Here is a 25,512-nt window from a genome sequence, read left to right on the forward strand (position 1 = left end):
GTTGTTATATCCGGCCATGTTGCGGCTCGGCATGTCAGTTTGTCAAGGTAAGTGTAAAAATTGGCTTACAGTTTGCAGATGCGACTCATAACCAACAAAGCTGTGATCACCACCCGCTTCAACTCGCAATTGACAGTGATGATACTTATTGACCGCTTCGCGATAATCCAGCACATCATCACCTGTCTGCAATAATACCAAAAAACGATCCGGATTGCGGATCACAGCCGTATTAAATTCAGCGACTTCAGACTTATGCTCAGGTAAGACAAGATAATGCTGTTCAGTGTAAGGATTGAATTGCGGCCCCATAAACTCATCGAACAACTCAAAGGGTTTTACCGCAGGATTAACTAACACCGCTTTGCCACCATAGGTTTCGGCTAAATAGCTGGCGAAATATCCACCTAAAGATGAGCCTATATAAGCTAATGGCTCTTTGGCATCAATCGCCGCCTCAACATAAGCGGTTAAGAGCACCATCGCAGCCTTAGGTGTATTAGGCAATTGGGGCTGATGGAAGGCCACACTAGGGTGATGCAGCGCCATGTACTTAGCCGTCATCACAGCTTTATCTGAAAATGGAGAGCTATTAAAACCGTGAATATAAAGCAGCATATTTCCTCAGGCTGCGGCTATTCGCGTTAATAACCGCTAGAGTTGTTGTCGGGGGAAAAATGGTTACCCGGTACGCGATACACTTTAGTATTGATGCTACCATCGGCTTTCAACTCCAGCAAACGATAACCCGGTTGAACGCCATCCAAGGCAAAATAAGGCGATAACGGCTTAAATTGAATACAAGTGGAAGGTGTCGCCATCAACTGCAACGTGCCATGGGGCCCATTATGATGGGTATCAATACATTGGTGCACATGTCCCCAGAGCAATCCTTTGACCTGCGGATATTTTGCCACTCGCGCGATAAACTCGGCGCCATTGTCCATGCAGTGCTGATCCAGCCAAGTACAATTCACAACGATGGGATTGTGATGCATCACCAGTAAAGTATGGCATTCAGGATGTGCGGCAATGGCTTCGTCAATTAATTCGAACTGAGTCTCGGCCATATTGCCGCCAGGCTTTCCCCGCACGGTTGAATCCAACATGAGGATTTGCCAGTTTCCCGCCAGAATACGCTGCTGCCCAAAAATCTGTTCACCCTGCATGTGCAGATACATGATCCGTGGATCGTCATGATTTCCAGGAAGATAATGGCAAGGTAAGCCAACGGGGGTGACTGCTTTCACAAATTGCTGATAGGACTCAGCCGAATAGTCTTGACTCAAATCGCCCGTGGCGAGCATCAAGTGAGCAGGATAGTCCACAGCTCTAATCGTATTTAATACGGCAGCAAAACTTTTGCTAGTATTAACTCCTAATAGCTGAGCTTCAGGATCGGCAAAAAGATGCGGATCTGTGACTTGCACGATACGCACGCTTTCCCCTTCAGCTATGGAGTAAGAGACAGCCTCTTTCAGCACATTGAATACCCAATTCTAAGACTGGCACACGACACTGTGTTGGTAACCAATCTTTAATAACTCTTCCAGGAATGCATTCACCTGGTACTTTTCATCACTTTGATACATGCGTACATTGGGATAATCATACACTGGGCGTAATTGGTAAATCTGTTGGCCAGTTAACACTTCTGCTAATTTAGCATCGTGATAAATTCTCACTAACACCTTGGGAGTATTGATAAACTCCTTGATTTCGATGGGACGAGATATCTCAACTAGCTGAGTATATTTGGTATTTTCTAAAATTCGCACTACTAATATACCAAACTCACCTTCGAGTCGCCATGACTCACCGATAGCTATCTCTAACGGTAACCATTTCAACATGTAACCATAATTACGCCCGCACAGTGCTAAAAAATCACTGACGTTGGGTTTATAGCGCCGTTTTAGACTCGAAGTAGCCAAATTCATCCCAACTTAAACCAGTTGCTGATAGTTCAATTGTAACCATTGTAATCCAATAACGGTCGACGCATTATCAATCTCGCCCGCAACCACTCGCTCATAAGCTTGCTCGCGGCTCATGACATGCAATCGAATATCTTCGTGCTCTTCAGCTAATCCATGCAATCCACGGGCGTCGTTTGAATCGACATCAGCCCAATAGAAATAGAAACGTTCTGTACTACCACCGGGGCTCGCTAAATAGCTATTTACACTGTGTATTTGCTTAGCCATTAAGCCTGTTTCTTCCATTAATTCGCGGTGTGCAACATCCAGAGGCGTTTCTGCGGGCGCAATCATACCCGCGACTAACTCAAGAAGCCAAGGAGATTTAGCGGTTGCTAATGCAGGAAAGCGTACCTGTTCGATGAGTACGACTTTATCTTGCTTGGCATCATAGGGAAGAACGACCACAGCATGACCCCGTTCAAACACTTCGCGAGTGACAGGCTTACTCCAGCCACCAGCGAATAATTTATGCTTGAAAGTGTATTCGTCCATTGAGAAAAAACCTTGATAAAGGGATTTTTTTCCTAAGATCTCAATATCCGTTTGCGAAAAAACAGGGGGTTTCATACTCTATCCTTAAAAGTTAAATTTGCGCCTATAATCAAGGCAATTTGAGCACATTTTTAAAATAAAATCTGTTACACTTCGAATTTGACTTGAAAGTGTCAGAGTTCTTAGACTCTAGGTCATTAAGTTTTAGCTGTATCGGGAAGCGTCGGGAAGCGCAAACCGCCTTGGTAAAGGCATTACTTAGTCTAAACGAAGTTAAAATATTCCTCCGTGGGGGGATTTTGTCTAATAAGGACAGCAAATGAAATTTAAGATCCATAATTTATGCGCAGCATTAACACTTGCGGCTTCCGCTTCAGCGGTGCAAGCAGATGATTTGTTGCAAATTTATCAGCAAGCACTGACCAGCGACCCGCTCGTATTGCAAGCCCAAGCCCAGCGTAATGGTTTGTTTGAGAAAATCGAACAAAACCGCGCTCCGCTGTTGCCAACCATTAGTGCAAACGTCGGTTATGACAAAGCTTGGAATGATCCGAAGGATGATGCAAGTGGTCTAGTAGGTAGCCTGAAATTAAATCAAGTCATCTATGATCACAGTGCTTGGGTTGGTTTAAGTCTTGCTGAGAAAGCCGCTTCTCAAGCTGATTCCGCTTATGCTTCCGCATTACAAAACTTGATTACTCGTATCACTAAAGCCTATTTCGATGTATTAACGGCGAAAGACAACTACGAGTTCCAAGGTGCAGAAAAACGCGCAATCGAGCGTCAACTTGAACAAACTAAACAACGTTTCGCAGTGGGTTTAACCGCGATTACCGATGTGCATGAAGCTCAAGCGCAATATGACTTAGCCTCAGCCACTGAAATTTTAGCCGAAAACACGCTCGCCAATAGTTATGAAGCCTTACGTGAAATCACCGGCATCGATCACAAAACGATTAATGTGCTAGATACCAACCGTTTCTCAGCCGTTACGCCAGCGCCAACGTCATCTAGCGAATGGTTAAAAATTGCTGAAACCAATAGTGTTGATTTAATGACTCAACGTATTGGTAAAGATATTGCCCAAGAGACCATTAAGCTTTATCAAGCAGGCCACATGCCGTCTTTAAGCTTAAATGCCGGTTACAACAAAGGTCTTGAGCAAAAAATGGGGAATCTCAACGAACCTGATTTTGATAATGTCAGCGTTGGTGTCAACTTAAGCATTCCGATTTTCGAAGGTTTTAAAGTCAGCTCACAAGTTAATGAAGCACAATTCCAGTATGTTGAAGCAAGTGAAAAGCTTGAGCAAATTTACCGTGGTGTAGTGAAAAACGTTCGTAATAACTACAACAACGTAGGTGCTTCTATCAGCTCAATCAAAGCTTATGAGCAATCTGTTATTTCATCAGAAAGTGCCCTAAAAGCCACTCAAGCGGGTTTCGAAGTGGGTACTCGTACTATCGTTGATGTTTTGAACCGTACCCGTGACTTGTACGACTCAAAACGTAAATTATCCGATGCGCGCTATAGCTACATCAACTCAGTTGTTGCACTAAAGCAAGCTGCGGGTACATTGAATGAAGATGATGTTATCGCCATCAATAATGGCTTGATTGCACAGTAACAACGCTCTCAGTCATTAAATATAAAAAACCGCCATTTGGCGGTTTTTTTATGCTTAAAAGTTAAAATCAACAAAATTAGAAGTTGATTTCAACACCCGCAAAATAACCTTTAAATTTAGTATCAGCACTCACACCCGAGAAATTACTCACATCGAATAAAAATTCACGGTAGCCTACACGTACACGCGTATCGACGGCCAAACCATCAAATTGCCAACCTAAACCAATAGCATAGTCGTGCACGCTTGACTCATTGACGCCCTGCATCAAATCAGCAAAACCGTACAAACCTAAGCCAGGCATACCTACATGCGTACTGGCGTAACCCATCACAATACCGCTATCGACATCTTTCTCTTCTGGGTGACCAGGATCTTGCACGCGCAGTGAACCATTCATTAACTTGTATGCAGCACCAAGGTCCAATGACACTATGTCGTTGTCCAATATTTCGTAGTACAGCACGAAGTCTGTGTTACTCAAATCAGTATAAGTAGTAACATTACCTTTAAAATCATGACCATTGAAGTTGAAATCAGCACCAGACATGCTACCTTTCTGATCTAGGCTATTTTCACGGATTTTAATGTTAGGGACAAATGGCAATGGGTGCTCAACCGCAATCCAGTAGCTACCTTGAGCCGATGAACTGTAATCAAATGTTTGTTGTGGTTGACCTTTATCAGCAAAAGTACCGCTAGTATCGGCGCGCCAGTAATCACCACCAATCGTAAAACCAACCACAGTTGCCGCTTGGGCAGATGAGGCCATACAGAATCCTAATACCGCACTGGCGAGGAGAGTTTTTTTCATAATTAACCTTGAGATAGCAAGTTCGTTAAATCAATCACCGCGGCATTCGCACGGGATACATAGTTAGCCATAACCAATGAATGATTAGCGACTAAGCCAAAACCGCTGCCATTAAGCACAACAGGGCTCCAGACAGTTTGCTGAGTCGCTTCCAGTTCACGAATGATCTGTCTTAGGCTTACTTCAGCATTTTTCTTCTTCAATACGTCAGCAAAGTCAACTTCAACTGCGCGCATAAAGTTCAACAACGCCCATGAAGCACCACGGCTCTCATAGAAGACATCATCAATTTTCCACCAACTGGTTTTTACCTGATGGCTGGTCAAATTTGGGGTTGATTGACGCGCCGAATTGTCACCAGCTAGGTCTGTATTTAAGCGCTCTTGGCCAACGCTGGCAGATAAACGCTGCGACATACTGCCCAGACGTTTCTGCACTTCTTTCAACCATTCATTAAGGTTGTCAGCACGGGCATAAAACTGTGCATCTTGATTATTTGGGTCCATCATGCGGGCACGATAAAGCTTCAGCAATTTGATTGCATCGCGATATTCGCTTTCGGCACTGGGTACTAACCAGCTAGTGTGGTCAATATTGAGCTTAGATTGGGCTTCGCCTAAATCTTTGTCCGCCGCAGATTGTGACTGTGAGCGGCTAAACTCTTTACGCATAATCAAAGCTAAATCACGGGCTTGCTCCAAAGCACCATATTCAAATGCGGGCATATTATCCATGAAGATGGAAGGTGGCATCACATCGTTTGATAACCAACCACCTTGCTTATCGAGTAAATTTTCGACTGTGAGGATTAGCGATGTAGTAGTAGCGTATCCAACAATATTCTTATTGGATGCTGTTAATTGTTGAGGGCTAATCGGATCCGGTTCGATACTCCACCATACACTCACGCCATAACCGATTAATACTAAAAATAAACCGACCCCGGTAACTTTTTTCCATGTAATTTGCATCAAGCGACTCCTTAATGATGGTGATGATGCTCTTGCTCTGCGGCGTTTTCTACTGCTTTACTAACAGGCAGGGTAATTGCCATTTTCTCGCCACCGTCAAACTCTAATTGCAGTTCAACTTGTTGCTCTAACACCAATGGCGCTTTTAAGCCAAGCAACATGACGTGATCCCCTGACGGCGTTAACGTTAATGTGCCATGGGAGGGGATGTCAAAACCTTCAACATGGCGCATCTTCACCATGCCTTGGTCTTCGATAATCGTGTGTAATTGGGCATCCTTTGCCACAGTCGTACTGACACCGATAAGACGAATCGCTTTATCTGTGTGGTTTTCAAGCGTAAAGTAAGCGGCAGTATTTGGTACTGTCTCAGGCATGGCGCGTATATGACCTTCAGTCATGACTACGTTCGCCAACGCTGAAAATGATGCACAAGATAAAACTAGACAATTAAACAGCTGTTTGAATATTGGTTTCAATGTCTTAAACTCCATGTCTACCCAATGTCGTCGTAAAGGAAACAACCCATGAGTCATATACAGGTTCAGGATGATCAGGGCGTGCGTATTATTAGCTTTAATCGCCCTGATAAACGCAATGCACTTGATCTTAATATGTATAAACAACTGACAGAATACCTGATCGAAGGTGAAGCAGACAACGACATTCGTGCCTTTATGCTCCATGGCCAAGATAATTGTTTCACCTCAGGCAATGATGTTGCTGACTTTTTGAAAAATAGTGACTTAGGGCCAAATCATCCCGCAGTACGTTTCTTATTTTGTCTACTCGAACTCAAAAAACCTCTGGTGGCTGCTGTTTCTGGTGCCGCCGTCGGTATAGGTACAACCGTACTGCTACATTGCGATCTGGTATACGCTGACAACACGGCGAAATTTCAACTTCCCTTCGTCAACTTGGCTCTCGTGCCGGAAGCGGGGGCTAGCCTACTCTTACCAGAACTCATTGGTTATCAAAAAGCGGCTGAGTTACTGCTACTTGGTGAAAGTTTTAATGCCGAGACGGCCCATAGACTCAATATGATCAACGAAATTGTGGCCCATGAAGATTTACTCAGTTATGCATTATCTCAGGCAAAAAAATTGGCAAATCAACCGCCACAAGCACTACAAATCACACGTCAATTAATGCGTCCGCATAAAAATCGTGTACAACACCAAATGCACCAAGAACTTGAACAATTTAGCGCTAGGCTAAAAAGTGATGAAGCCAAAAGCAAATTTCAGGCTTTTTTGAAAAAGTAGTCTGCAAGGCAGTATACACATACATTTTCGCATGAGGGTCAAAGTGCCCTCTTGTTGATAGGTTTAACTGCATCATTTTAAATCAAAAAAAGCCACTTATTAGCTCATCGAACACCAGCCATCACTGCATGATTAGGCTGGTTTTTTCCATTGATCAACTAACAGTGCTAAAACAAAGTAAATCAACAAACTCACGCCAGGCATAAATACGGTAGCGCCAGCCCACACCACTCGAGTCCAAAAGCAAGACCAACCAAATTTCCATGCCATACCAGCGGCAACACCACACACTAACCGCTCTGGACTCTCCATACGCACTTTTAATCGTTTCATCTAAAACCTCGGCTCAGTTCATCGCTAACTTATTTATCACTAACACTATGCCACTGAAACCAGCAAATAATGCCTGAAAACAACGCAAGACTAATTACAGGTAACAGTAGCAATGTCATCAAAGGTGCTACAAACCACATAAGCAGATCCTTTACTTAGCGCTATATTCATCGGCACCTGCCGATTCACCTTTATTTTCAGCGTTTAAGCTAAGTTGACTGTTGAAGTCATAAATACTTTCAGCCAGTTGTGTTTGCAATGACATCACAAATTCACGCTTTACACTGACGAACAACTCTTGTGTCTGCGCAGTTAATGTTTGCTCAATAGTTCCCACAACATCTGATATTGGTGCGGCTTCTGCGTGTGCTGCAACGCTACCGACTAACGCGCCTAATAACACACTCATTTGTACTGATTTTTTAATGGTTAACATAAACATGATGGCATCCCTTTCGATTAATTAACTTGACGAAGGGACTATTACAAACTGCGTGCCAACTTATAATAATATTTTTAACAGCATGATTCTAATCACTTTAAAGCATTTTAAGTGAACGGAATGAGATATAGGAATGAATTAGGAAATAACAAGTGGTGAAAAATACTACTCAAACTAGTAAATTTCACCATCTTTTAAGTTGATTAGAAATTACTCAGCGACTTCAGCCTGAATATTCTGAAAAGCCTGTTTTACCACTTCTATCCCAGCGCCGTTTTTATGGGCATTTTCACTCAAATAACGACGCCAAGCACGGGCACCTGGTAAACCTTGAAATAAACCTATCATATGACGAGTAATATGATTGAGCCGGCCACCAGACTGCAAATGCGCTTCAATATAAGGCAACATAGCCTCAATCACAGCCTCTCGGCTGATCACTGCTTTTTGACTGCCACACAATATTTGATCCACCTGCGCCAGAATATAAGGATTCTGATAAGCCTCGCGCCCCATCATTACTCCATCGAGCTGCACTAAATGAACTTGTGCTTGCTCGAGAGTTGTTACGCCGCCATTAATACCAATATTAAGTGCAGGATAATCACGCTTAAGTTGATACACACGCTCATAATCGAGCGGCGGGATCTCGCGATTCTCTTTTGGGCTTAACCCTTGAAGCCACGCCTTACGCGCATGGATAGTAAAATCCGTACAACCTTTGGCACTGACCACATCAATAAACTGGGTTAAAAACGCATAACTATCTTGTTCATCAATTCCGATACGCGTTTTCACAGTCACAGGAATATCAACGACTTGTTTCATGGCGTCAACACACTCAGCCACTAACTCAGGTTCCGCCATCAGACACGCGCCAAAGCGACCATTCTGCACTCGATCGGAAGGACAACCCACATTGAGGTTAACTTCATCGTAGCCACGCTCAGCAGCGAGTTTAGCGCAACGAGCCAAATCTAAGGGATTAGAGCCACCTAACTGCAACGCCAAAGGATGTTCTTCCTGGTTATACGCCAAGTAATCACCGCGACCATGCAATATCGCTCCTGTTGTCACCATTTCCGTATACAACAAAGCATTAGCCGACATCAAACGTGCAAAATAACGATAATGACGGTCCGTCCAATCCAACATGGGTGCAATAGAAAAGGTCCTATCGATTGGAATAGTTGATATAACAGGGTTTTTACTCATTTTAGACTGAATCATCACGCTCACATTTTAAGCTGTTTTTACACATTTGTGCATTTGTCTAATTGCCGGGCATCCTGTGAGGTATCCCAAATTATAAGATTGAGCGCTCAAGATGGTGTTCCCAGTAATTGACCTGAAAACACGTACTGAACAACACACTACAAATGCGTCGTTAGGGTGAAGCAAAAAGTGAGACAGTTTACAGCGAACATCGTACTTTTACAAAGTCAGCTAAGACACTCAAGGCCAAGACGCCTTTTTGATAGCACTCCACAATGCCGAAAATAGCCATATAAAATGGGATTACGTAAGACGCGATGGGATAGAGAGTTGAGTAGCAACGCCTTCTCACAAGTTCAAGTGCAAATAAAAGTCGAGTTACTCCATAAAAAGGCTAAAAAACTTTGCAGCATCGGCACTCATGAGCCACTATGAATGGGGCTAATGCAGCCCATTTTTGTATGTATGAGACGTAAAACAACGCCATTTGACGATAAGCGTCTTCCAAGCAAACTTATGAACCATCATACAAAACGATCTAAACAATAAAGGAAACGGTTATATGGAGCTTTAGCTGCCTATAACTCAGATAAATGATAAGAATATCTTTAAATTAGCCTCACATTTATAGCGGTCTCATCTAAGCTGATAGAGTGTGATCAAGATTGCTGTCGATAAGCAACTTTTCTAATAGCCTTAAGCAATGCCATTACTCCATGGTTTAGGCTCAAAAGAGGACAAACTTAGGCATGAACGTTAATTTTATTAATCCTTTCCTCCAATCTTTGCTCAATGTCATATCTACGATGGCGAGCATGGATTTGACGCCGGGCAAACCCCAAATCAAAGTAGATAACTTAGCTAAGGGTGATGTATCCGGCCTAATAGGTCTTGTTGGACCCCAAACAAAAGGATCACTGTCGATTACCTTCGAACAAAAGCTTGTTTTGCAGATAATGCAGAATATGCTGGGCGAAAACCCGGGTAAAATTAACGAGGAAGTGACTGACTTAGTAGGCGAAATTACGAATATGGTGACTGGTGGCGCAAAAAATCTTTTGGGTCAAAAAGGCTATGAATTTGAAATGGCCACTCCTATGGTCGTATCAGGAAAAGGCCATACTATTTCCCATAAAGCTAATGGCACTAAGATTATCATGCCATTTACAAGCCCGCATGGTACTGCTTATATTGAAATATGTTTTGAAAACTAATAGCTTAAATACATCAAGCCAGTCAGCTCAAAATACATTAACTATCCTGTCGCTCTGGATCTTATGTTTCATTCGCTTTTTTAAAGCCAGATAACAAAGATCAGAACAGCTGGTTTACCGTAACCTGAATTGAGATATTTTTATCGTCTATTTTGCCGCCTAACACCAGTTCAGCACAGCTTCATCCTCAGGTCCAAAACATATTGCGTCGCCAACGGTGAACTGCAAACCACTATTTCGCTTATCTCAGCCCTACAGGTTCGACACTTCTCTCGCTAACAAATAACTATAATTCATAGTGTTATTTGCAGTAACCATTCGTGTAGAGGCAATTATTCATCCTGACACTTTACATAAAAGAAAACGGTGTTTAATCACCGTTTTCTTGCTAAAAAGTGTCCCCAAATACTTCCATTTGTCAGGGTTAAGCTAAGCAAACCGCAACCCTTGGGGTGAGCTTAGTGACTAATTCATAAGCGATAGTACCGATATGTTCAGCGACTTCTTCAACGGGTAATGCTTTACCCCACAACAAAGCACTGTCGCCAACCTTATCTTGCGCATCTTGGCCTAAGTCGACAGTCAACATGTCCATAGAGACGCGGCCTACTATGGGTACGCGACGACCATTGACCCACACGGGTGTGCCTTCCGGTGCATTGCGAGGATAACCATCACCATAGCCAATCGCCACGACACCTAAACGGGTATCTTGCTTCGCGGTCCAGAAACAACCATAGCCCACTGGCTGATTGGCTTTATGATCCCGTACCGCAATCAACTGTGATACCAATTCCATCGCAGGAACTAGCCCGTGATTCGCACCGCAATCACCAGTAACAGGAGATACACCATAGAGTGCGATACCAGGACGGATCCAATCGCCTTGGCTCTGAGGCCAATACAAAGCACCAGCAGAGTTTGCTAAGGTTCTAAATCCGGGCAAGCCTGCCGTTAACGTATTAAAAGCCGCCATCTGTACTGAGGTATAGGTGTTTTCAGGCTCGTCCGCACAGGCAAAATGTGTCATCAAATGGATCGGTTTTGCCACATTGGGACAGGCCATTAACCTTGCGTAAACCGTTGAAAATTGTTCGGGCGTAAAACCTAAACGATGCATGCCTGAATCCACTTTAAGCCAGACAGTGACAGGTTTTGACAACACAGTTTGCTCTAACATTTCAAGCTGAGAGCTGTGGTGCACTACAGTGTCAATATCATGCCCGACGAGTAACGGGAGATCGGTGGCACGGAAAAAACCTTCTAGTAACAATAAACGCGCTGTCACGCCGCCCGCTCGTAATTCTAAGGCCTCATCCAATCGTGCTAGGCCAAAGCCATCGGCATTGACTAAACAATTAGCGACATTCAATAATCCATGACCATAACCGTTCGCTTTAACGACGGCCATCACACGACTCGCTGGTGCCTGTTGACGCAACGCAGCGAGATTGGTTTGCAGTGCACTACTGCTAATTTCTGCACGGGGAAAAGGGTTCAAAATTTACCTTGTTTACTCAGGAAATAAAAAGTCACGGATATAAAAAATACATCAATACAGCTCATCTTCTGCAAACGCAAACTGACTGTTTTTAAACGTCAATTAATCTTCTTCAAACTGCGGCCCAGCATAATTATCGAAACGCGAAAATTGCCCTTGGAAAGTGAGCCGCACCCGACCAATGGGGCCGTTACGTTGCTTACCAATGATGATTTCTGCCGTGCCTTTATCTTGAGAATCGTTGTTATACACTTCATCGCGATAAATAAACATGATGAGATCCGCATCTTGCTCGATAGCGCCTGATTCACGTAAATCCGAGTTAACAGGACGTTTATCGGCCCTTTGTTCGAGCGAGCGGTTAAGCTGCGACAGGGCAATAATCGGGATTTCCAACTCTTTGGCTAATGCTTTCAGCGAGCGTGAAATTTCAGAAATTTCTAAGGTACGGTTATCTTTTAAGGCGGGCACCTGCATTAACTGCAGGTAATCTATCATGATCATAGATAAACCACCGTACTCACGGGCGATACGACGCGCGCGGCTGCGAACTTCTGTCGGGGTTAATCCCGAACCATCATCAATATACATCTTACCTTGTTCGAGCATGATACCCATAGTCGATGAAACCCGCGCCCAATCTTCATCATCGAGTTGACCAGTACGGATTTTGGTTTGATCAACGCGGCCCAAGGAGGCCAGCATACGCATCATAATCTGTTCTGACGGCATCTCGAGACTGAAAATAAGTACGGGTTTATCTTCATTCATTGCGGCCTGTTCGCACAAGTTCATCGCGAAGGTGGTTTTACCCATAGAAGGACGCGCAGCAACGATAATCAAGTCGCCAGACTGAAACCCTGCCGTCATTTTATCGAGATCGTTAAAACCGCTCGATACTCCAGTCACACCGTTGTGGGGGTTGTTATAAAGCTGCTCAATCTTATCGACGGTTTTTTCCAGAATAGTTTTGATACCTTCGGGACCTTCATTAGCATTGGTTCGCATCTCTGCGATCTTAAATACTTTACTCTCAGCAAGGTCGAGTAATTCACCCGAGTCCCGACCTTCTGGGTTATAGCCCGCATCGGCAATCTCATGTGCGACGCGGATCATATCACGGACCACGGCCCGCTCACGGACGATTTCAGCGTAAGATAAAATATTACCCGCACTTGGGGTATTTTTCGCAATCTCACCTAAGTAGGCAAAACCACCGGCATCTTCTAATTGGTTCTCAACTTCGAGCTGTTCAGAAACCGTGATCAAATCGATCGGTTGCCCTAAATCGACCAATCTGTGCATGGCAGAAAAGATCATCTTATGTGAGCGAGAGTAAAAATCCTCTTTTACTACAGCCTCTGCGACCCTGTCCCACGCTTCGGCATCTAACATCAAGCCGCCTAATACCGATTGTTCAGCCTCAATTGAATGCGGTGGCAGCTTGAGTCCATCAAGCTGCAAATCTCTTGGCTTACTTTTAGGCTTAAAAGCACCTTGTTGTGACATTAACGCTCCCGATTTCCAACAACTTAACAAAATATGATATAAAACCCGCGTCAAGCAAACAGGATGTTTACACTCGCCTGTTATTTCATTCCAACGGACACTCTAACAATCAATAAGGAAAGAACATGCGTATTGCATTGGTTGCGGCCTTAGTACTGACATCCGGCATAGCAACTGCCGACGAAGGACAATGGCAACCTTATCAAATGCCTTCAATTGCAGACAAACTCAGTGAACGCGGAATCGATATTCCGGCAGAAAAACTGGCCGATCTGACAAGTTATCCAATGAACGCTGTGGTTGGGCAGGGCTATTGTACCGCCAGTTTTGTCTCCCCCCAAGGGCTAGTTGTGACAAACCACCATTGTGCCTACAAGGCGATACAATATAACACTAAGCAAGAGCATAACTACCTAGAACAAGGCTTTTTAGCAACATCGATGGACAAGGAACCCTCTGCCGGTCCTAACGAACGTTTATACATCACAGAAGCAGTGACCAATGTCACCGCGCAAATCAATAAAGACCTCAGCCAAGACCCGCTAAGTCGTTACGAAGACATTCAAAATCACAGTAAAGCGCTCATCAAAAGCTGTGAAGCCGATGCTAACTATCGTTGTAATGTGCGCAGTTTCCATAACGGCTTAGAATACTACTTAATCAAGCAATTGATGATCCGCGATGTGCGCTTAGTCTACGCACCACCTGAAAGTGTTGGGGGCTATGGTGGCGATATTGATAACTATGAATATCCACGCCATTCGGGTGATTTTGCCTTCCTACGAGCTTACGTCGGAAAAGATGGCAAACCCGCCGCGTATAGCGACAATAACATTCCTTACCAACCAAAGAGCTACCTTAAGGTCAATGCCGATGGCGTAAAAGCCGGTGATGGCGTGTTTGTGGCGGGTTACCCAGGCACGACTAGCCGTTACAACCTGACCAGTGAACTTAAATTTGCCAGTGATTGGTTGTACCCAACCCAAGCTAAGCGTTATCAATTACAGATTGATACTATCGAGGCTATGGGACAAAAAGATGCCGATATCGCTATTAAGTACGCAGGTAATATGGCCTCAATGGCCAACCGGATGAAGAAACTCAACGGCCTATTAGCGGGTTTTAAAGCAACGGATATCATTGGCATTAAGCAAAGCCGTGAAGATAATTTTTTAGCTTGGCTTAAACAAAACCCTAAGCTAAATCAAAATCTCATTGCTGAGTTAGAAGTGTTACTCGCAGAGCAACAACAAGCGTTCCAAAGTAATTACTACTTTACCAATGCCCAATCTAGCACATTGTTAACCGCAGCAAACAGCCTCTACCGTCTTGCTAAAGAAAAACAAAAGCCCGATGCCGAGCGTGAGCAAGGCTACCAAGAACGTGATATTGCAATGCTAAGCTCACGTCTTAAACGTATCGATTCAAGTTTTGATGTCACTGTTGATAAGACTTTGTGGCTACAAGATTTAAATGCTTACCTTAGCCAATCAAATCGCGTAGCAACACTCGATGAAATGCTAAGTGTGAACACGAAAGATGCCGATCTAGCAGCTAAACTCGATGGTTTGTACTCACTCACTACGCTCACAGACCAAGCTAAGCGCCTCGCGTGGATGAATGCCGATGCTAGCGCTTTCGAAACCAGTGCCGATCCCTTTATTCGTTTAGCCGTAGCACTTTACGACACGAATATGGCACAGGAAAAGTCAGAAAAAATCTTAGACGGCAAGCTGTCTAGTGCTCGCCCTGATTATATGGCGGCCGTAATCGAATACTACAAAGCAAACAACTGGCCAGTCTATCCTGACGCCAACGGTACGCTACGGATCAGCTATGGCATGGTTGATGGTTATCAATCACGTGATGCGCTCTATAAACAGCCGTTTACTCGTCTTGATGGCATAGTCGCAAAACACACAGGCGTTGAGCCCTATAATGCGCCGAAAAAACTCCTCGATGCGATTAGCGAACAACGTTTTGGTGATCATCTGGTGAAGTCGGTTTATCAAGATCCCCGCGGCTGGATTTGCAGACTCTTCTCTTGTTTAGATAAACCAGAAGAATTTAACTCAGTACCTGTTAACTTCTTATCGAGTGTGGATACCACAGGTGGTAACTCCGGCTCACCAGTCTTCAACGGAAAAGGTGAGTTAGTGGGCCTTAACTTCGACTCAACCTATGAAGCTATCACTAAAGATTGGTTCTTCAACCCAACCATCACCCGTGCAGTGCACGTGGATATTCGCTATATCCTGTGGATGATGGATGAAGTGGATCATGCCGATAACTTAATCCAAGAATTGGATTTAGTGAGAAATTAATACCTTGAGCTAAATCCGTTGCTCTAAACAAAAAGCCGCTCACTGTTATGCAGTAAGCGGCTTTTATTTGGGCTCGTATTTTTAGCAGCGAATACACTTTGGGATGATGAGATTGAATGAGTAGGCGCGTATCACCTATCGCTTAAATCCATCGCAGAGCCGATATCAAAACCTAAATACACTCAAATCCTAAATTTCAGCCATAAAAAAACACCGCCGAAGCGGTGTTTCTCTTAAGATTAAAGCAAGGAGTAATTAAGCTTCTGCAACGATAGAAACTTTAACAACAGCTTTAACTTCAGTGTGTAACTGAACTTCAACTTCGAAGTCGCCAGTAGTACGCAGAGCGCCTAATGGTAAACGAACTTCTGATTTAGCCAGCTCAACACCAGCAGCAGTCACTGCATCAGCGATGTCACGGTTGCCAACTGAACCAAACAGTTTGCCTTCATCACCCGCTTTAGAAGCAATAACAACAGCTTCCAGTGCAGTGATTTTCTCAGCACGTAGGTTAGCAGCAGCTAATTCAGCAGCTAATTTAGCTTCTAATTCAGCGCGACGAGCTTCAAATACTTTAACGTTGCTTTCGTTAGCAACAACAGCTTTACCTTGTGGCAAAAGGTAGTTACGAGCGTAACCAGCTTTAACAGTAACTTGGTCACCCAAGTTGCCTAGGTTAGCGATTTTATCAAGCAGAATAACGTTCATTATCAAATCCTCTATATTCGATTAGGAATACTGCAATTACTGATGTAAATCAGTGTATGGCAGTAGAGAAAGATAACGAGCACGCTTGATAGCGCGAGCTAGTTGGCGCTGATATTTAGCACTAGTACCAGTGATACGGCTAGGAACAATCTTGCCGCTTTCAGTGATGTAGTTCTTTAAAGTAACGATATCTTTGTAATCAATTTCTGCAACACCTTCAGCGGTGAAACGGCAGAACTTGCGACGACGGAAATAACGTGCCATGTTGACAGTCTCCTAAGTTTTCAATTCGACATTTTCGGCATGGATGACTAAGCGGTTCTGACCATTACGCCCCTGTTGAAGCGTCATAAAGCCTTGCACTTGTACTTCCACACCTGCTTTCAGATCTTCTGCGACGCTTTCAAAGCGTGGGCCACTCAATATCACTTGAATTTGTACGTAGACGTTGCGGAGCATTTCGGCTTCATAACGCTGCGATTTGTGTTCCAACATAATTACACTGTGTGCAATACCTGCTGGGCTTTTAAAGCGTCTTGAACGAGTTATCGTTCCTGACAACACCAAGTTATTGGTGGTCACAGATTACCTTACTCAGCGATTTCTTCAGCGTGAGCTTCATCATATGAGCGTTCGCCAGCTGGGCCACGACGTGAATCGCGCTCATCTCTAGCTCTAGCCATTGGAGATGCTTCAGTAACGGCAACTTTAGTACGCATTACCATGTTACGCAGAACTGCGTCGTTGAAACGGAAAGCTGTTTCTAGCTCTTCGATCGTCTCTGCTTTAGCTTCAACGTTCATCAGAACGTAGTGAGCTTTATGCAGGTCAAGGATTGGGTAAGCCAGTTGACGACGGCCCCAATCTTCTAAACGGTGGATTGTGCCGTTAGCTTCGGTGATAACACCTGTGTAACGCTCAATCATACCTGGTACTTGTTCACTTTGATCTGGGTGAACCATAAATACGATTTCGTAATGACGCATTTATTGCTCCTTACGGTTATGTAGCCTCGGTATTGGCTCAGTCAAACCAAATGGAGGCAAGGAACGAAAAATAGTGACTGATTTGAGCGCGAGATAGTACAGAAAGCAAGCCAGAAACTCAAGCAATAACTTTGCCTCGCCAATCAATACAGGTATGATGGCGGTTCGCCTATATTCGGACGTCTGAAATCAGCTAACCAAGAATAAAACATAATGCTAAAAGTTATTGCGCCAATCAGTTTGTTTTTCCTTTCATTTCCTGCGCTTGCGCTTGTTCCACCTGATTATCAGGAACCGCCCAGCGATTTTACCGCGGAAATCGAAGCTGGCTTGCAACTGAACACAGGCAATACCGAATCCAGCAGTTTTAATGGTCGAACCCAACTGATTTACGATACAAAGCAAACCAAGCAAGAAGCCACACTAAAAGCCTATTTTGCCTCAGAAAAAAGTCAAACAACCTCCGAAAAATATGAGCTACAGTTACAATCGAACTATAAACTGACTAAGGGTTATGTCTTCGGACGTGGTGATTTTACTTGGGATCAATTCGGTAGTTACACGCAAATATCAACGCTTTCGAGTGGTTACGGTTTCAATGCTATCAGTAGTTATAAAACAAAACTCAGTCTCGAGTTCGGCCCAGGTTATCGATATAACTTACCTGCAGAGTCGGTAACCATTCCCAACCCTGATGCCGAAAAAGATGTCATTCTTCGTACCGCTGCCAAATTCTCTCAAAAACTACAGGAATACAGCAGTCTCAATGCCGATCTCACCGCGGAAGTGGGCGAGAACAACAACACCCTCACCTTAGATATGAACTATAAAAATCTGGTGTTCCAAGATTGGGCATTTAAGATCGGTATGAACATCAAATACACTGAAGTGGTACCAGAAGGAAGCCAACCCATGGATACCATCACCACCTTCAACTTGCTTTACACTTTTAGATAACTCTTTTTAAAAAATACGACGAAACACATAGAGTAAGATGACGCTAATAGCCTACTCGGCTAGCGTCTATGTGAATACTTTACAAGCATCCCCTTGAGTTGTTCCGACATAATTCAGTGATTTTTTGAGCAGAAATGCGCAATTAATCAAGATTTACCAACAATTTGCAACACAACATAAACACTAACCCCTGATATACTCACTCCTCATTATCAATCTAGTTTGTGTTTTCGGAGTTGTATATGACTAATCCGCTGCGCACTTTCGCCTCTTTATATAGCACCACATTATTAATGGTATTAGCCGGCGGCTTGCTTACCACCTATCTTGGGCTCAGACTCTCAGTAATGAATGTGCCACAAATATGGATTGGCGGCATGATGTCGGCCTACTATGTTGGCCTAGTGGCAGGCTCTAAGATTGGTCATCGACTTATCGCTCAAGTGGGCCATATCCGCGCCTTTGTCGCCAGCGCAGGCATAGTCGCTGCATCGGCATTAGGCCATGCACTCGTGGATGAGCTTGCGGTTTGGCTGCTCCTCAGACTCGTGGTCGGCATGGGGATGATGTGCCAATACATGGTGTTAGAAAGTTGGCTTAACGAACAAGCTGAAAGTAATCAAAGGGGCACAGTGTTTGCGAGTTATATGATCGTATCTTACTTCGGCTTAATCTTGGGCCAAGGTGCGATCAGTATTTTCCCCGAATTAGGACTAGAGCCACTACTGCTTATCGCAATTTGTTTTTCACTCTGTATCGTACCGATTTCACTCACGCGTCGTCTTCACCCTGCGCCCTTAGTTCCTGCCCCACTCAAAATTGCCTATTACTGGAAAAAAGCACCACAAGCACTCACGACAATCGCGATTGGTAGCATGATAGTGGGTTCGTTTTATGGTCTCGCTCCCGCCTACGCCAGTAACTTAGGTTTACCGCCTGAAAAAGTCGCCACGTATATGACGGCAACGATTTTAGCGGGATTACTGGCACAGTGGCCAATGGGAAAATTGTCCGACATTATGTCCCGCAGTCGCCTTATCCGTATCAACTGTATATTGCTCGGTATCTTAGCCTTGGCTATCGCCTTAACCCCCTATCATCCGGTGATTTCACTGGTGATGACTTTCCTATTTGGTATTTTAGGTTTCACTTTCTATCCGCTCGCCACAGCGCTTGCCAACTCTCGAGTAGAGCAAAATGAGCGGGTCGGCTTATCAGCAACAATATTATTAACCTTCGGCTTAGGCGCCAGTATCGGTCCGCTTATCGCATCGACATTAATGCAATGGTTTGGCAATAACATGTTATATGGCTTTATGTCAGCCTGTACCTTAATACTCTTTGTGCGTTTACGTTATGTACATTCACAGCAAAAAGTCGAAACTAATGTCACCCAAGACTACATAATGGCGACGGGCGACTTAGTCTCTTCACCACTGGCGGCAGCGCTGGATCCACGAGTTGATGTCGAATCGATTCAAGAACATATGACACCCAGTGCTAACCTAGATGAAGCGGAATATGATTTAGGGGCTGATGGTGTCGATGACGATATTATCGACGCAAATGACAGTGATGAGGAGCAACTCGCCTTCAGTTTCGATATCGAGCAAGCAGAGCCTGAAGCCGTTCAAACGGATGACGCCGATAGCCATCAGATCAACCTAGACAAAGCGCTGACATAAAAAGGCCAATAAAAAGGCCGATTAACTGTTTAAAGTTAATCGGCCTTTTTATTTCTGTAAGCTCTAACTAAAACATATAGTTACTACAACAAGTCGTTACTGCAAGCCTGATACCTCATGTTCGAAATCAGGCAAACGTGAGTGTATTAGCTACGACGCTGACGCACTGCTTCAAATAAGCAAATACCCGTTGCAACCGATACGTTCAAGCTAGACACACTACCGGCCATAGGGATAGAGATCAGTGAATCGCAAGACTCACGGCTTAATCGGCGTAAGCCTTTGTCTTCAGCTCCCATAGCAATCGCCAATGATCCCTTGAGATCCGCTTGATAAAGCTCGCAATCTGCCTCGCCCGCAGTGCCCACAATCCACACACCTTTATCCTGCAGGTGACGCATAGTGCGCGCAAGATTAGTCACTTGGAATAAAGGTACTGTTTCCGCAGCGCCACATGCCACTTTACTCACAGTCGCAGTTAAGCCAACTGAATTGTCTTTAGGCACGATAATACCTTGTACGCCAGCCGCATCGGCATTACGTAGGCAAGCGCCTAAGTTATGGGGATCCGTCACACCATCCAAGATCAACAGGAATGCTTGCTCAGTGTTAGCAAGCAGCACATCTAAATCTTGCTCATTCAATACTTTCGCCGCTTTAACGCGCGCGACTATGCCTTGATGTTGGCTGCTTTCCGCTTTGTCATCTAAGGCTTTACGAGAAGCGACTTGAATCGTCGTGCCAAAGGCTTTGGCCTGATCGGCCAGCACAGTTAAGCGCTCATCGTCACGACCTTGTAACAGCCACAACTCAATAATGCGCTCAGGGCTGTGTTTTAACAGGGCTTCAACTGCGTGGATCCCAAAAATAATATCTTGTTTTTTCATTTATTTCTTTCTCGTGCTCCGCTTAGCGGCTTTTGGCTTTTTAGCCGGATCTTTTACTGCTGCTTTTTTAGCTTTAGTGCCAGCTTTGGCCTTAGGTTTGGTTTTGCCTGTTTCAGCCTTGGCGCTAGATACCGCGGTTTTGCCTGCTTTACCTTGCTTAGCGCCTTCACGATTAACGCGCTCACGGGCTGTCATCGGCTTATCACGGCTGGCAGATGCTTTACGTTTACCACCTTTGCCGTCATCACCCAGCATAACCAAATCAATCTGTCTGTCATCTAAGTTGACTGCAGCGACCTTAACTGTCACAGGATCACCCACTTGATAGACTTGGCCTGTGTGCTCGCCGATAAGACGTTGACGCATTGGATCGAACTGGTAGTAATCGCTACCTAGGCTTGAGATATGCACTAAGCCATCGATAAATAGCTCATTTAAACGCACAAACAAACCAAAACTGGTTACTGAAGCAATCACAGCTTCGAAGGTATCGCCGACGTGATCTTGCATAAACTCGCACTTCAGCCAATCGCTGACATCGCGAGTTGCTTCATCGGCACGACGTTCTGTGGTCGAACACTCTTCGCCTAATTGATCGAGTTCATCGAGTTGATAATGGTAGCCACCATCCTGCGTCCACTTCTCAGTGGTTTCGCCTCTTTCCTTCGCGAGTAAATAACGGATCACACGATGTAACACTAAATCCGGATAGCGGCGAATGGGCGAAGTAAAATGCGCATATTCTTCTAAGGCTAAACCGAAGTGACCTTCGTTATCCGGAGTGTAAATTGCCTGACGCATAGAGCGCAGTAACATCACTTGGATAAGTTCAGCATCAGGGCGGTTGGCAATTTGCAACATCACATTCTGATAATCTGACGGCGTAGGCTCAAGTCCACCGGGCATGCTTAAACCACGCTCAGCAAGGAACTCTTTAAAGTTCGCCAATTTTTGCTCGGATGGCGCTTCATGCACACGATACAAGACTTCGCCTTTGTGTTTCTTCACAAACTTAGCTGCAGATACGTTGGCTAAAATCATACATTCTTCAATGATTTTATGGGCTTGATTACGGCCACGCGGCACGATTTTATCAATCTTGCGCTGCTCATTGAAAATGAACTGCGTTTCCATGGTTTCAAACGCAATCGCACCACGCTCGGCTCTTTGCTCATCGAGCGCTAAATACAATGACTGTAAACACTGCAAATGCGGGAACAAAGCCTCATGCTCAGGCGCAATGGGGCCGCCTTCTAACATTGCTGCCACTTGGGTATAAGTGAAACGGGCATGGGAATACATCACAGCCGGATAAAACTTATAACCTGATAACTTACCTTTAGCAGATACGGTCATCTCGGCGACCATACATAAACGGTCGACGTGGGGATTAAGCGAACATAGGCCGTTAGAGATTTTCTCCGGCAGCATAGGGATCACTTGCGACGGGAAATACACTGAGTTACCACGGGCACGCGCTTCGGTATCTAAGGCAGAATCGGTACGCACATAATAACTGACGTCGGCAATCGCAACCCATAAACGCCAGCCACCACCGGCTTTTTTCTCCGCGTACACGGCATCGTCAAAATCGCGGGCGTCTTCACCGTCGATAGTCACTAATGGCAGATGACGTAAATCCACACGACCGACTTTATCGGCGTCGGTTACTTCATCGGGAATACGGCGCAGTTTCTTCTCGATCACTGGTGACCAAGTATGGGGTAAATCATAATTACGCAGGGCAATTTCGATTTCCATACCCGGCGCCATTTGCTTACCGAGCACTTCAGTCACTTTACCCGCAGCCTTAACAAAACGGCCTGGGCGACGCGTTAATTCAACCACAACCACATCACCTTGACGGGCGCCATTGCGATCTTCATTCGCGACTAAAATTTCTTGGGTAATACGCTTATCATCGGCAATGACAAATGCCATACCGCTATCGACATGATAACGGCCAACAATCGCGGCACTTCGCGGCTGGATCAGACGAACCAAACGCGCTTCGCGACGGCCACGACGATCTGTGCCCGCTTTTTGCGCCAGCACTTTATCACCGTGGAAATACATCAGCATGTCGCGGTTCGAAATAAATAAGTCATCACCGCCTTCATCGGGTTTGAAAAAGCCGAAGCCTTCTCTGTGTCCGAGCACAGTGCCGGGGATCAGATCCATTTTCTCGGGTAAGCCATAGCTCTGCCCACGGGTGAACACCAGTTCGCCATCGCGTTCCATCGCACGTAGGCGACGGCGCAAGGCCTCAAGTTGTTCTTCCTCTTGGATGTTTAACGCCGCGGCAATGCTGTCACGAGTGATAGGTGATTTTTGAGAACGTAAGTAATCGAGAATATACTCACGGCTTGGGATAGGGTTTTCGTACTTATCCTGTTCACGCTCAAAATGAGGGTCTTTGATCATTCAATATCCAAATAATGTGTCTCTAGATTAAGAGACCACTTAACGGGTTCGCAACTGTTCTTGCTGGGCCCGCGCCACTGCACTGGGGGGCATTTTAGCTGCTAACACCTGCAGTAAAGACAAGGCTTTATTCTTAGTCGCCTCGTCCGCAAATACATCGTTATATAACCAGTGATAGGCCATCTCGTAATCCCTAGGACTACCATAACCTTCACCGAATAAACGAACTAACATCATACGAGCGGATAAACTGCCACTTGCAGCCGCAGGCAGTAAATAATGCACTGCTCTGTCTTTATTGCGGATGACAAATTTCCCACTCTGATAATACTCGGCAAGCTTTAACATCGCTTCTGAGCTACCTTGTTCGGCCGAGTCACGTAACAAAGCAATACCCTTCACAGGGTTAGCCTTCACACACGTTCCATGATTAAGCATTTCGCCCCAAAGAAATTGATATAAAGGCTGTTTTAAGACTTGGGCTCGCGCCTCAATGTCTTGGACTAACTGGCAATCATCACGTTTCACTTTCGCTAAGTATTGATTGCTACGGATCAAATCAAGCAATTGATCTTGACTATAAATATCCACCGCCTGCGTTTCAGCAAAGCACATTGAAGATACTAAAGGCAGTAGCGCAACGAGTGCTGTACGTAGCATAACGACTCTCAATGACAGTAGGATGAATACTTGCATCGGCAGTATAACCTATTTCTTGAGCTTGAGCTGAATTTCTAACCGCAGAATAAAACAGAGAAAGGCATAAAGAAGCAGAGAAAAAGGCCGTGAAACACGGCCTTAACAGATCTTAATTAAACGGATTAACCAAAATCATGGTTTCGTTACGATCAGGACCCGTAGAGATAATGTCGATAGGTGTTTCTAATAACTCTTCAAGACGCTTGATATAATTGATCGCTGCTTGAGGCAGTTGCTCAATTGATGTCGCGCCAAAAGTCGACTCGCTCCAACCCGGCATAGTTTCATAAACCGGCGTAACCAGTTCATAACCTTCAGCGGCAAGCGGAGTGACTTTAGAGATAGTGCCATCAGGATTCTGATAACCGACACAAATCTTCACTTCTTTCAGACCATCAAGTACATCTAACTTAGTCAAGCAGAAGCCGCTAACACTGTTGATTTGAACTGCGCGGCGCATTGCTACAGCATCCAACCAACCTGGACGACGCTTACGACCCGTTGTTGCACCAAACTCATGACCTTTAGTACCTAAATGATCGCCGACTTCACATAATAGTTCAGTTGGGAATGGACCTGCACCTACGCGAGTGGTGTAAGCCTTCATGATACCTAAGACATAGTCTAAGTGACGCGGACCAAAACCTGAACCCGTCGCAACACCACCGGCAGTGGTATTTGAAGAGGTTACAAATGGGTATGTTCCGTGGTCGATGTCGAGTAATGTACCTTGAGCGCCTTCGAACAGAATTGGCTCACCGGCTTTACGCGCAGTATCCAATAGTTCAGTCACATCAACACACATGCTCTTCAGATAATCGGCCATAGCCAACGCATCTGCTAGCGTTTGCTCGTAATCAACCGCTTCGACTTGATAGTACTCTGTCAGCATAAAGTTATGGTATTTCATAACTTCTTTCAGCTTTTCAGCAAACAGTTCAGCATTGAACAGGTCGCCTACTCGCAGACCGCGACGAGAGATCTTGTCTTCATACGCAGGTCCAATACCACGGCCAGTTGTACCAATAGCTTTATTACCGCGCGCTTTTTCACGGGCAATATCAAGGGCACAATGGAAGGGAAGGATCAGCGGACACGCTTCAGAGATCAACAGACGTTCCTCAACAGGAACTCCACGATCTTTCAGCATGTTGATCTCTTTCATCAGGGCGTCAGGTGCAAGCACCACACCGTTGCCAATAATGCATTTCACATTATCGCGCAGGATACCCGATGGGATCAGATGAAGAACGGTTTTTTCACCGTCGATAACCAAGGTATGACCAGCATTGTGGCCGCCTTGATAGCGCACTACATATTTTGCCTGTTCTGTTAGAAGGTCGACAATCTTACCTTTTCCTTCGTCACCCCATTGGGTGCCGAGAACAACTACGTTTTTGCCCATTATTTGCTGCAAGGTTGCGGTTAAAAAAGAATTTTAACAGATCTTAGTTAATAAGGGCAAGCAGGCTATTTT

26 protein-coding genes are annotated in these 25,512 nt (G+C 44.8%); 6 read left to right on the top strand and 20 right to left on the bottom strand.

From position 1 onward, the window contains the following. Nucleotides 1-42: 42 nt before the first annotated feature. Genes L5L98_RS18680 through nudF form a run of 4 tightly spaced genes read right to left on the bottom strand, consistent with a single transcriptional unit; the run spans nt 43 to nt 2,549 of the window. The gene (locus tag L5L98_RS18680; protein WP_263142818.1) at nt 43-618 is read right to left on the bottom strand and encodes a YqiA/YcfP family alpha/beta fold hydrolase; all 576 of its coding nucleotides are present in this window, start codon (nt 616-618) and stop codon (nt 43-45) included. Nucleotides 619-644: 26 nt separating this feature from the next. Next, nucleotides 645-1,484 (bottom strand): 3',5'-cyclic-AMP phosphodiesterase, encoded by an 840-nt coding sequence (gene cpdA / locus L5L98_RS18685; protein ID WP_105251471.1) that lies wholly within the window; start codon nt 1,482-1,484, stop codon nt 645-647. A 15-nt stretch (nt 1,485-1,499) separates the two neighbouring features. Further along, complete coding sequence (locus tag L5L98_RS18690; RefSeq protein ID WP_105251470.1) at nt 1,500-1,940, bottom strand: DUF1249 domain-containing protein; 441 nt, start codon at nt 1,938-1,940, stop codon at nt 1,500-1,502. Between the two features lie 6 nt (nt 1,941-1,946). Then, nucleotides 1,947-2,549, bottom strand: coding sequence for an ADP-ribose diphosphatase (nudF, locus tag L5L98_RS18695; RefSeq protein ID WP_028759445.1), 603 nt, complete (start codon nt 2,547-2,549; stop codon nt 1,947-1,949). A gap of 244 nt (nt 2,550-2,793) precedes the next feature. Between nudF and tolC the strand changes: the two genes are divergently transcribed. Continuing rightward, nucleotides 2,794-4,101 (top strand): outer membrane channel protein TolC, encoded by a 1,308-nt coding sequence (gene tolC, locus L5L98_RS18700; protein WP_105251469.1) that lies wholly within the window; start codon nt 2,794-2,796, stop codon nt 4,099-4,101. A gap of 76 nt (nt 4,102-4,177) precedes the next feature. Here tolC and L5L98_RS18705 read toward each other — a convergent pair whose 3' ends face one another. The 3 genes from L5L98_RS18705 to L5L98_RS18715 are packed head-to-tail and all read right to left on the bottom strand — an operon-like array spanning nt 4,178 to nt 6,380. Continuing rightward, nucleotides 4,178-4,915, bottom strand: coding sequence for a TIGR04219 family outer membrane beta-barrel protein (locus tag L5L98_RS18705; RefSeq protein WP_263142820.1), 738 nt, complete (start codon nt 4,913-4,915; stop codon nt 4,178-4,180). A gap of 2 nt (nt 4,916-4,917) precedes the next feature. Continuing rightward, complete coding sequence (locus tag L5L98_RS18710) at nt 4,918-5,886, bottom strand: DUF2333 family protein (protein ID WP_105251468.1); 969 nt, start codon at nt 5,884-5,886, stop codon at nt 4,918-4,920. 11 nt (nt 5,887-5,897) lie between these two features. Continuing rightward, nucleotides 5,898-6,380 (bottom strand): copper chaperone PCu(A)C, encoded by a 483-nt coding sequence (locus tag L5L98_RS18715; RefSeq protein ID WP_113941529.1) that lies wholly within the window; start codon nt 6,378-6,380, stop codon nt 5,898-5,900. A 33-nt stretch (nt 6,381-6,413) separates the two neighbouring features. Here L5L98_RS18715 and L5L98_RS18720 point away from each other — a divergent pair, with 33 nt between their 5' ends. Beyond that, nucleotides 6,414-7,151, top strand: a complete 738-nt coding sequence (locus L5L98_RS18720) for an enoyl-CoA hydratase (protein WP_263142823.1) — start codon at nt 6,414-6,416, stop codon at nt 7,149-7,151. A 132-nt stretch (nt 7,152-7,283) separates the two neighbouring features. Here the strand turns inward: L5L98_RS18720 and L5L98_RS18725 are convergent, their stop codons facing one another. The 3 genes from L5L98_RS18725 to dusA all read right to left on the bottom strand — a co-directional run bounded on the left by L5L98_RS18725 (nt 7,284) and on the right by dusA (nt 9,156). Then, nucleotides 7,284-7,484, bottom strand: a complete 201-nt coding sequence (locus tag L5L98_RS18725; protein WP_263142824.1) for a PspC domain-containing protein — start codon at nt 7,482-7,484, stop codon at nt 7,284-7,286. A 151-nt stretch (nt 7,485-7,635) separates the two neighbouring features. After that, complete coding sequence (locus L5L98_RS18730) at nt 7,636-7,926, bottom strand: hypothetical protein (protein WP_263142825.1); 291 nt, start codon at nt 7,924-7,926, stop codon at nt 7,636-7,638. Nucleotides 7,927-8,136: 210 nt separating this feature from the next. Beyond that, nucleotides 8,137-9,156 carry a tRNA dihydrouridine(20/20a) synthase DusA gene (gene dusA, locus L5L98_RS18735; protein WP_263142826.1) on the bottom strand — a complete coding sequence of 340 codons (1,020 nt, stop codon included), beginning with the start codon at nt 9,154-9,156 and terminating at the stop codon, nt 8,137-8,139. Between the two features lie 734 nt (nt 9,157-9,890). Here dusA and L5L98_RS18740 point away from each other — a divergent pair. Next, entirely contained in the window at nt 9,891-10,355 is a 465-nt protein-coding gene (locus L5L98_RS18740; protein WP_105251417.1) for a chemotaxis protein CheX, read from the top strand. A gap of 424 nt (nt 10,356-10,779) precedes the next feature. Here the strand turns inward: L5L98_RS18740 and alr are convergent, their stop codons facing one another. Both alr and dnaB read right to left on the bottom strand, forming a co-directional pair. Then, nucleotides 10,780-11,856, bottom strand: coding sequence for an alanine racemase (alr, locus tag L5L98_RS18745; protein ID WP_263142828.1), 1,077 nt, complete (start codon nt 11,854-11,856; stop codon nt 10,780-10,782). 102 nt (nt 11,857-11,958) lie between these two features. Next, the gene (gene dnaB, locus L5L98_RS18750; protein WP_105251415.1) at nt 11,959-13,365 is read right to left on the bottom strand and encodes a replicative DNA helicase; all 1,407 of its coding nucleotides are present in this window, start codon (nt 13,363-13,365) and stop codon (nt 11,959-11,961) included. A gap of 125 nt (nt 13,366-13,490) precedes the next feature. Here dnaB and L5L98_RS18755 point away from each other — a divergent pair, with 125 nt between their 5' ends. Continuing rightward, entirely contained in the window at nt 13,491-15,689 is a 2,199-nt protein-coding gene (locus L5L98_RS18755) for a S46 family peptidase (RefSeq protein ID WP_263142830.1), read from the top strand. A gap of 255 nt (nt 15,690-15,944) precedes the next feature. On the opposite strand, the gene rplI is transcribed toward L5L98_RS18755, so the two are convergent. The 4 genes from rplI to rpsF are packed head-to-tail and all read right to left on the bottom strand — an operon-like array spanning nt 15,945 to nt 17,383. Then, the gene (gene rplI, locus L5L98_RS18760) at nt 15,945-16,397 is read right to left on the bottom strand and encodes a 50S ribosomal protein L9 (RefSeq protein ID WP_113939970.1); all 453 of its coding nucleotides are present in this window, start codon (nt 16,395-16,397) and stop codon (nt 15,945-15,947) included. 36 nt (nt 16,398-16,433) lie between these two features. Beyond that, a complete protein-coding gene (gene rpsR, locus L5L98_RS18765; RefSeq protein ID WP_006083042.1) occupies nt 16,434-16,661 on the bottom strand; it encodes a 30S ribosomal protein S18 in 228 nt (75 codons plus the stop codon). 12 nt (nt 16,662-16,673) lie between these two features. Next, nucleotides 16,674-16,979 (bottom strand): primosomal replication protein N, encoded by a 306-nt coding sequence (priB, locus tag L5L98_RS18770; RefSeq protein WP_105251411.1) that lies wholly within the window; start codon nt 16,977-16,979, stop codon nt 16,674-16,676. A gap of 8 nt (nt 16,980-16,987) precedes the next feature. Further along, nucleotides 16,988-17,383 (bottom strand): 30S ribosomal protein S6, encoded by a 396-nt coding sequence (gene rpsF, locus L5L98_RS18775; RefSeq protein ID WP_105251410.1) that lies wholly within the window; start codon nt 17,381-17,383, stop codon nt 16,988-16,990. Between the two features lie 213 nt (nt 17,384-17,596). On the opposite strand from rpsF, the gene L5L98_RS18780 reads away from it, so the two are divergent. Together L5L98_RS18780 and L5L98_RS18785 are read left to right on the top strand one after the other, a co-directional pair. After that, nucleotides 17,597-18,340, top strand: coding sequence for a YdiY family protein (locus L5L98_RS18780; RefSeq protein WP_219255974.1), 744 nt, complete (start codon nt 17,597-17,599; stop codon nt 18,338-18,340). A 242-nt stretch (nt 18,341-18,582) separates the two neighbouring features. Continuing rightward, entirely contained in the window at nt 18,583-20,025 is a 1,443-nt protein-coding gene (locus L5L98_RS18785) for an MFS transporter (RefSeq protein ID WP_198573779.1), read from the top strand. 146 nt (nt 20,026-20,171) lie between these two features. Here L5L98_RS18785 and rlmB read toward each other — a convergent pair whose 3' ends face one another. The 4 genes from rlmB to L5L98_RS18805 all read right to left on the bottom strand — a co-directional run bounded on the left by rlmB (nt 20,172) and on the right by L5L98_RS18805 (nt 25,440). Continuing rightward, nucleotides 20,172-20,912 carry a 23S rRNA (guanosine(2251)-2'-O)-methyltransferase RlmB gene (gene rlmB / locus L5L98_RS18790; protein ID WP_028759536.1) on the bottom strand — a complete coding sequence of 247 codons (741 nt, stop codon included), beginning with the start codon at nt 20,910-20,912 and terminating at the stop codon, nt 20,172-20,174. Beyond that, nucleotides 20,913-23,336 carry a ribonuclease R gene (rnr, locus tag L5L98_RS18795; protein ID WP_263142837.1) on the bottom strand — a complete coding sequence of 808 codons (2,424 nt, stop codon included), beginning with the start codon at nt 23,334-23,336 and terminating at the stop codon, nt 20,913-20,915. A gap of 39 nt (nt 23,337-23,375) precedes the next feature. After that, the gene (gene motX / locus L5L98_RS18800; protein WP_113939975.1) at nt 23,376-24,032 is read right to left on the bottom strand and encodes a flagellar protein MotX; all 657 of its coding nucleotides are present in this window, start codon (nt 24,030-24,032) and stop codon (nt 23,376-23,378) included. 112 nt (nt 24,033-24,144) lie between these two features. Beyond that, on the bottom strand, nt 24,145-25,440 hold the full coding sequence (locus L5L98_RS18805) for an adenylosuccinate synthase (protein WP_028759421.1): 1,296 nt from the start codon (nt 25,438-25,440) through the stop codon (nt 24,145-24,147). Between the last annotated feature and the right edge of the window lie 72 nt (nt 25,441-25,512).

The sequence above is a fragment of the Shewanella sp. SM23 genome, assembly GCF_025654295.1.
GTDB lineage: Bacteria > Pseudomonadota > Gammaproteobacteria > Enterobacterales > Shewanellaceae > Shewanella > Shewanella oncorhynchi.

What these genes read in the sequence shown, in the direction of transcription:
- dnaB (WP_105251415.1), bottom strand. Translation starts at nt 13,365, where the DNA reads ATGTCACAACAAGGTGCTTTTAAGCCTAAAAGTAAGCCAAGAGATTTG.
- L5L98_RS18785 (WP_198573779.1), top strand. Translation starts at nt 18,583, where the DNA reads ATGACTAATCCGCTGCGCACTTTCGCCTCTTTATATAGCACCACATTA.
- L5L98_RS18740 (WP_105251417.1), top strand. Translation starts at nt 9,891, where the DNA reads ATGAACGTTAATTTTATTAATCCTTTCCTCCAATCTTTGCTCAATGTC.
- L5L98_RS18730 (WP_263142825.1), bottom strand. Translation starts at nt 7,926, where the DNA reads ATGTTTATGTTAACCATTAAAAAATCAGTACAAATGAGTGTGTTATTA.
- rnr (WP_263142837.1), bottom strand. Translation starts at nt 23,336, where the DNA reads ATGATCAAAGACCCTCATTTTGAGCGTGAACAGGATAAGTACGAAAAC.
- L5L98_RS18725 (WP_263142824.1), bottom strand. Translation starts at nt 7,484, where the DNA reads ATGAAACGATTAAAAGTGCGTATGGAGAGTCCAGAGCGGTTAGTGTGT.
- L5L98_RS18805 (WP_028759421.1), bottom strand. Translation starts at nt 25,440, where the DNA reads ATGGGCAAAAACGTAGTTGTTCTCGGCACCCAATGGGGTGACGAAGGA.
- L5L98_RS18710 (WP_105251468.1), bottom strand. Translation starts at nt 5,886, where the DNA reads ATGCAAATTACATGGAAAAAAGTTACCGGGGTCGGTTTATTTTTAGTA.
- nudF (WP_028759445.1), bottom strand. Translation starts at nt 2,549, where the DNA reads ATGAAACCCCCTGTTTTTTCGCAAACGGATATTGAGATCTTAGGAAAA.
- motX (WP_113939975.1), bottom strand. Translation starts at nt 24,032, where the DNA reads ATGCAAGTATTCATCCTACTGTCATTGAGAGTCGTTATGCTACGTACA.
- L5L98_RS18690 (WP_105251470.1), bottom strand. Translation starts at nt 1,940, where the DNA reads ATGAATTTGGCTACTTCGAGTCTAAAACGGCGCTATAAACCCAACGTC.
- L5L98_RS18705 (WP_263142820.1), bottom strand. Translation starts at nt 4,915, where the DNA reads ATGAAAAAAACTCTCCTCGCCAGTGCGGTATTAGGATTCTGTATGGCC.
- rplI (WP_113939970.1), bottom strand. Translation starts at nt 16,397, where the DNA reads ATGAACGTTATTCTGCTTGATAAAATCGCTAACCTAGGCAACTTGGGT.
- rpsF (WP_105251410.1), bottom strand. Translation starts at nt 17,383, where the DNA reads ATGCGTCATTACGAAATCGTATTTATGGTTCACCCAGATCAAAGTGAA.
- L5L98_RS18715 (WP_113941529.1), bottom strand. Translation starts at nt 6,380, where the DNA reads ATGGAGTTTAAGACATTGAAACCAATATTCAAACAGCTGTTTAATTGT.
- L5L98_RS18755 (WP_263142830.1), top strand. Translation starts at nt 13,491, where the DNA reads ATGCGTATTGCATTGGTTGCGGCCTTAGTACTGACATCCGGCATAGCA.
- L5L98_RS18680 (WP_263142818.1), bottom strand. Translation starts at nt 618, where the DNA reads ATGCTGCTTTATATTCACGGTTTTAATAGCTCTCCATTTTCAGATAAA.
- tolC (WP_105251469.1), top strand. Translation starts at nt 2,794, where the DNA reads ATGAAATTTAAGATCCATAATTTATGCGCAGCATTAACACTTGCGGCT.
- dusA (WP_263142826.1), bottom strand. Translation starts at nt 9,156, where the DNA reads ATGATTCAGTCTAAAATGAGTAAAAACCCTGTTATATCAACTATTCCA.
- L5L98_RS18780 (WP_219255974.1), top strand. Translation starts at nt 17,597, where the DNA reads ATGCTAAAAGTTATTGCGCCAATCAGTTTGTTTTTCCTTTCATTTCCT.
- rlmB (WP_028759536.1), bottom strand. Translation starts at nt 20,912, where the DNA reads ATGAAAAAACAAGATATTATTTTTGGGATCCACGCAGTTGAAGCCCTG.
- rpsR (WP_006083042.1), bottom strand. Translation starts at nt 16,661, where the DNA reads ATGGCACGTTATTTCCGTCGTCGCAAGTTCTGCCGTTTCACCGCTGAA.
- L5L98_RS18720 (WP_263142823.1), top strand. Translation starts at nt 6,414, where the DNA reads ATGAGTCATATACAGGTTCAGGATGATCAGGGCGTGCGTATTATTAGC.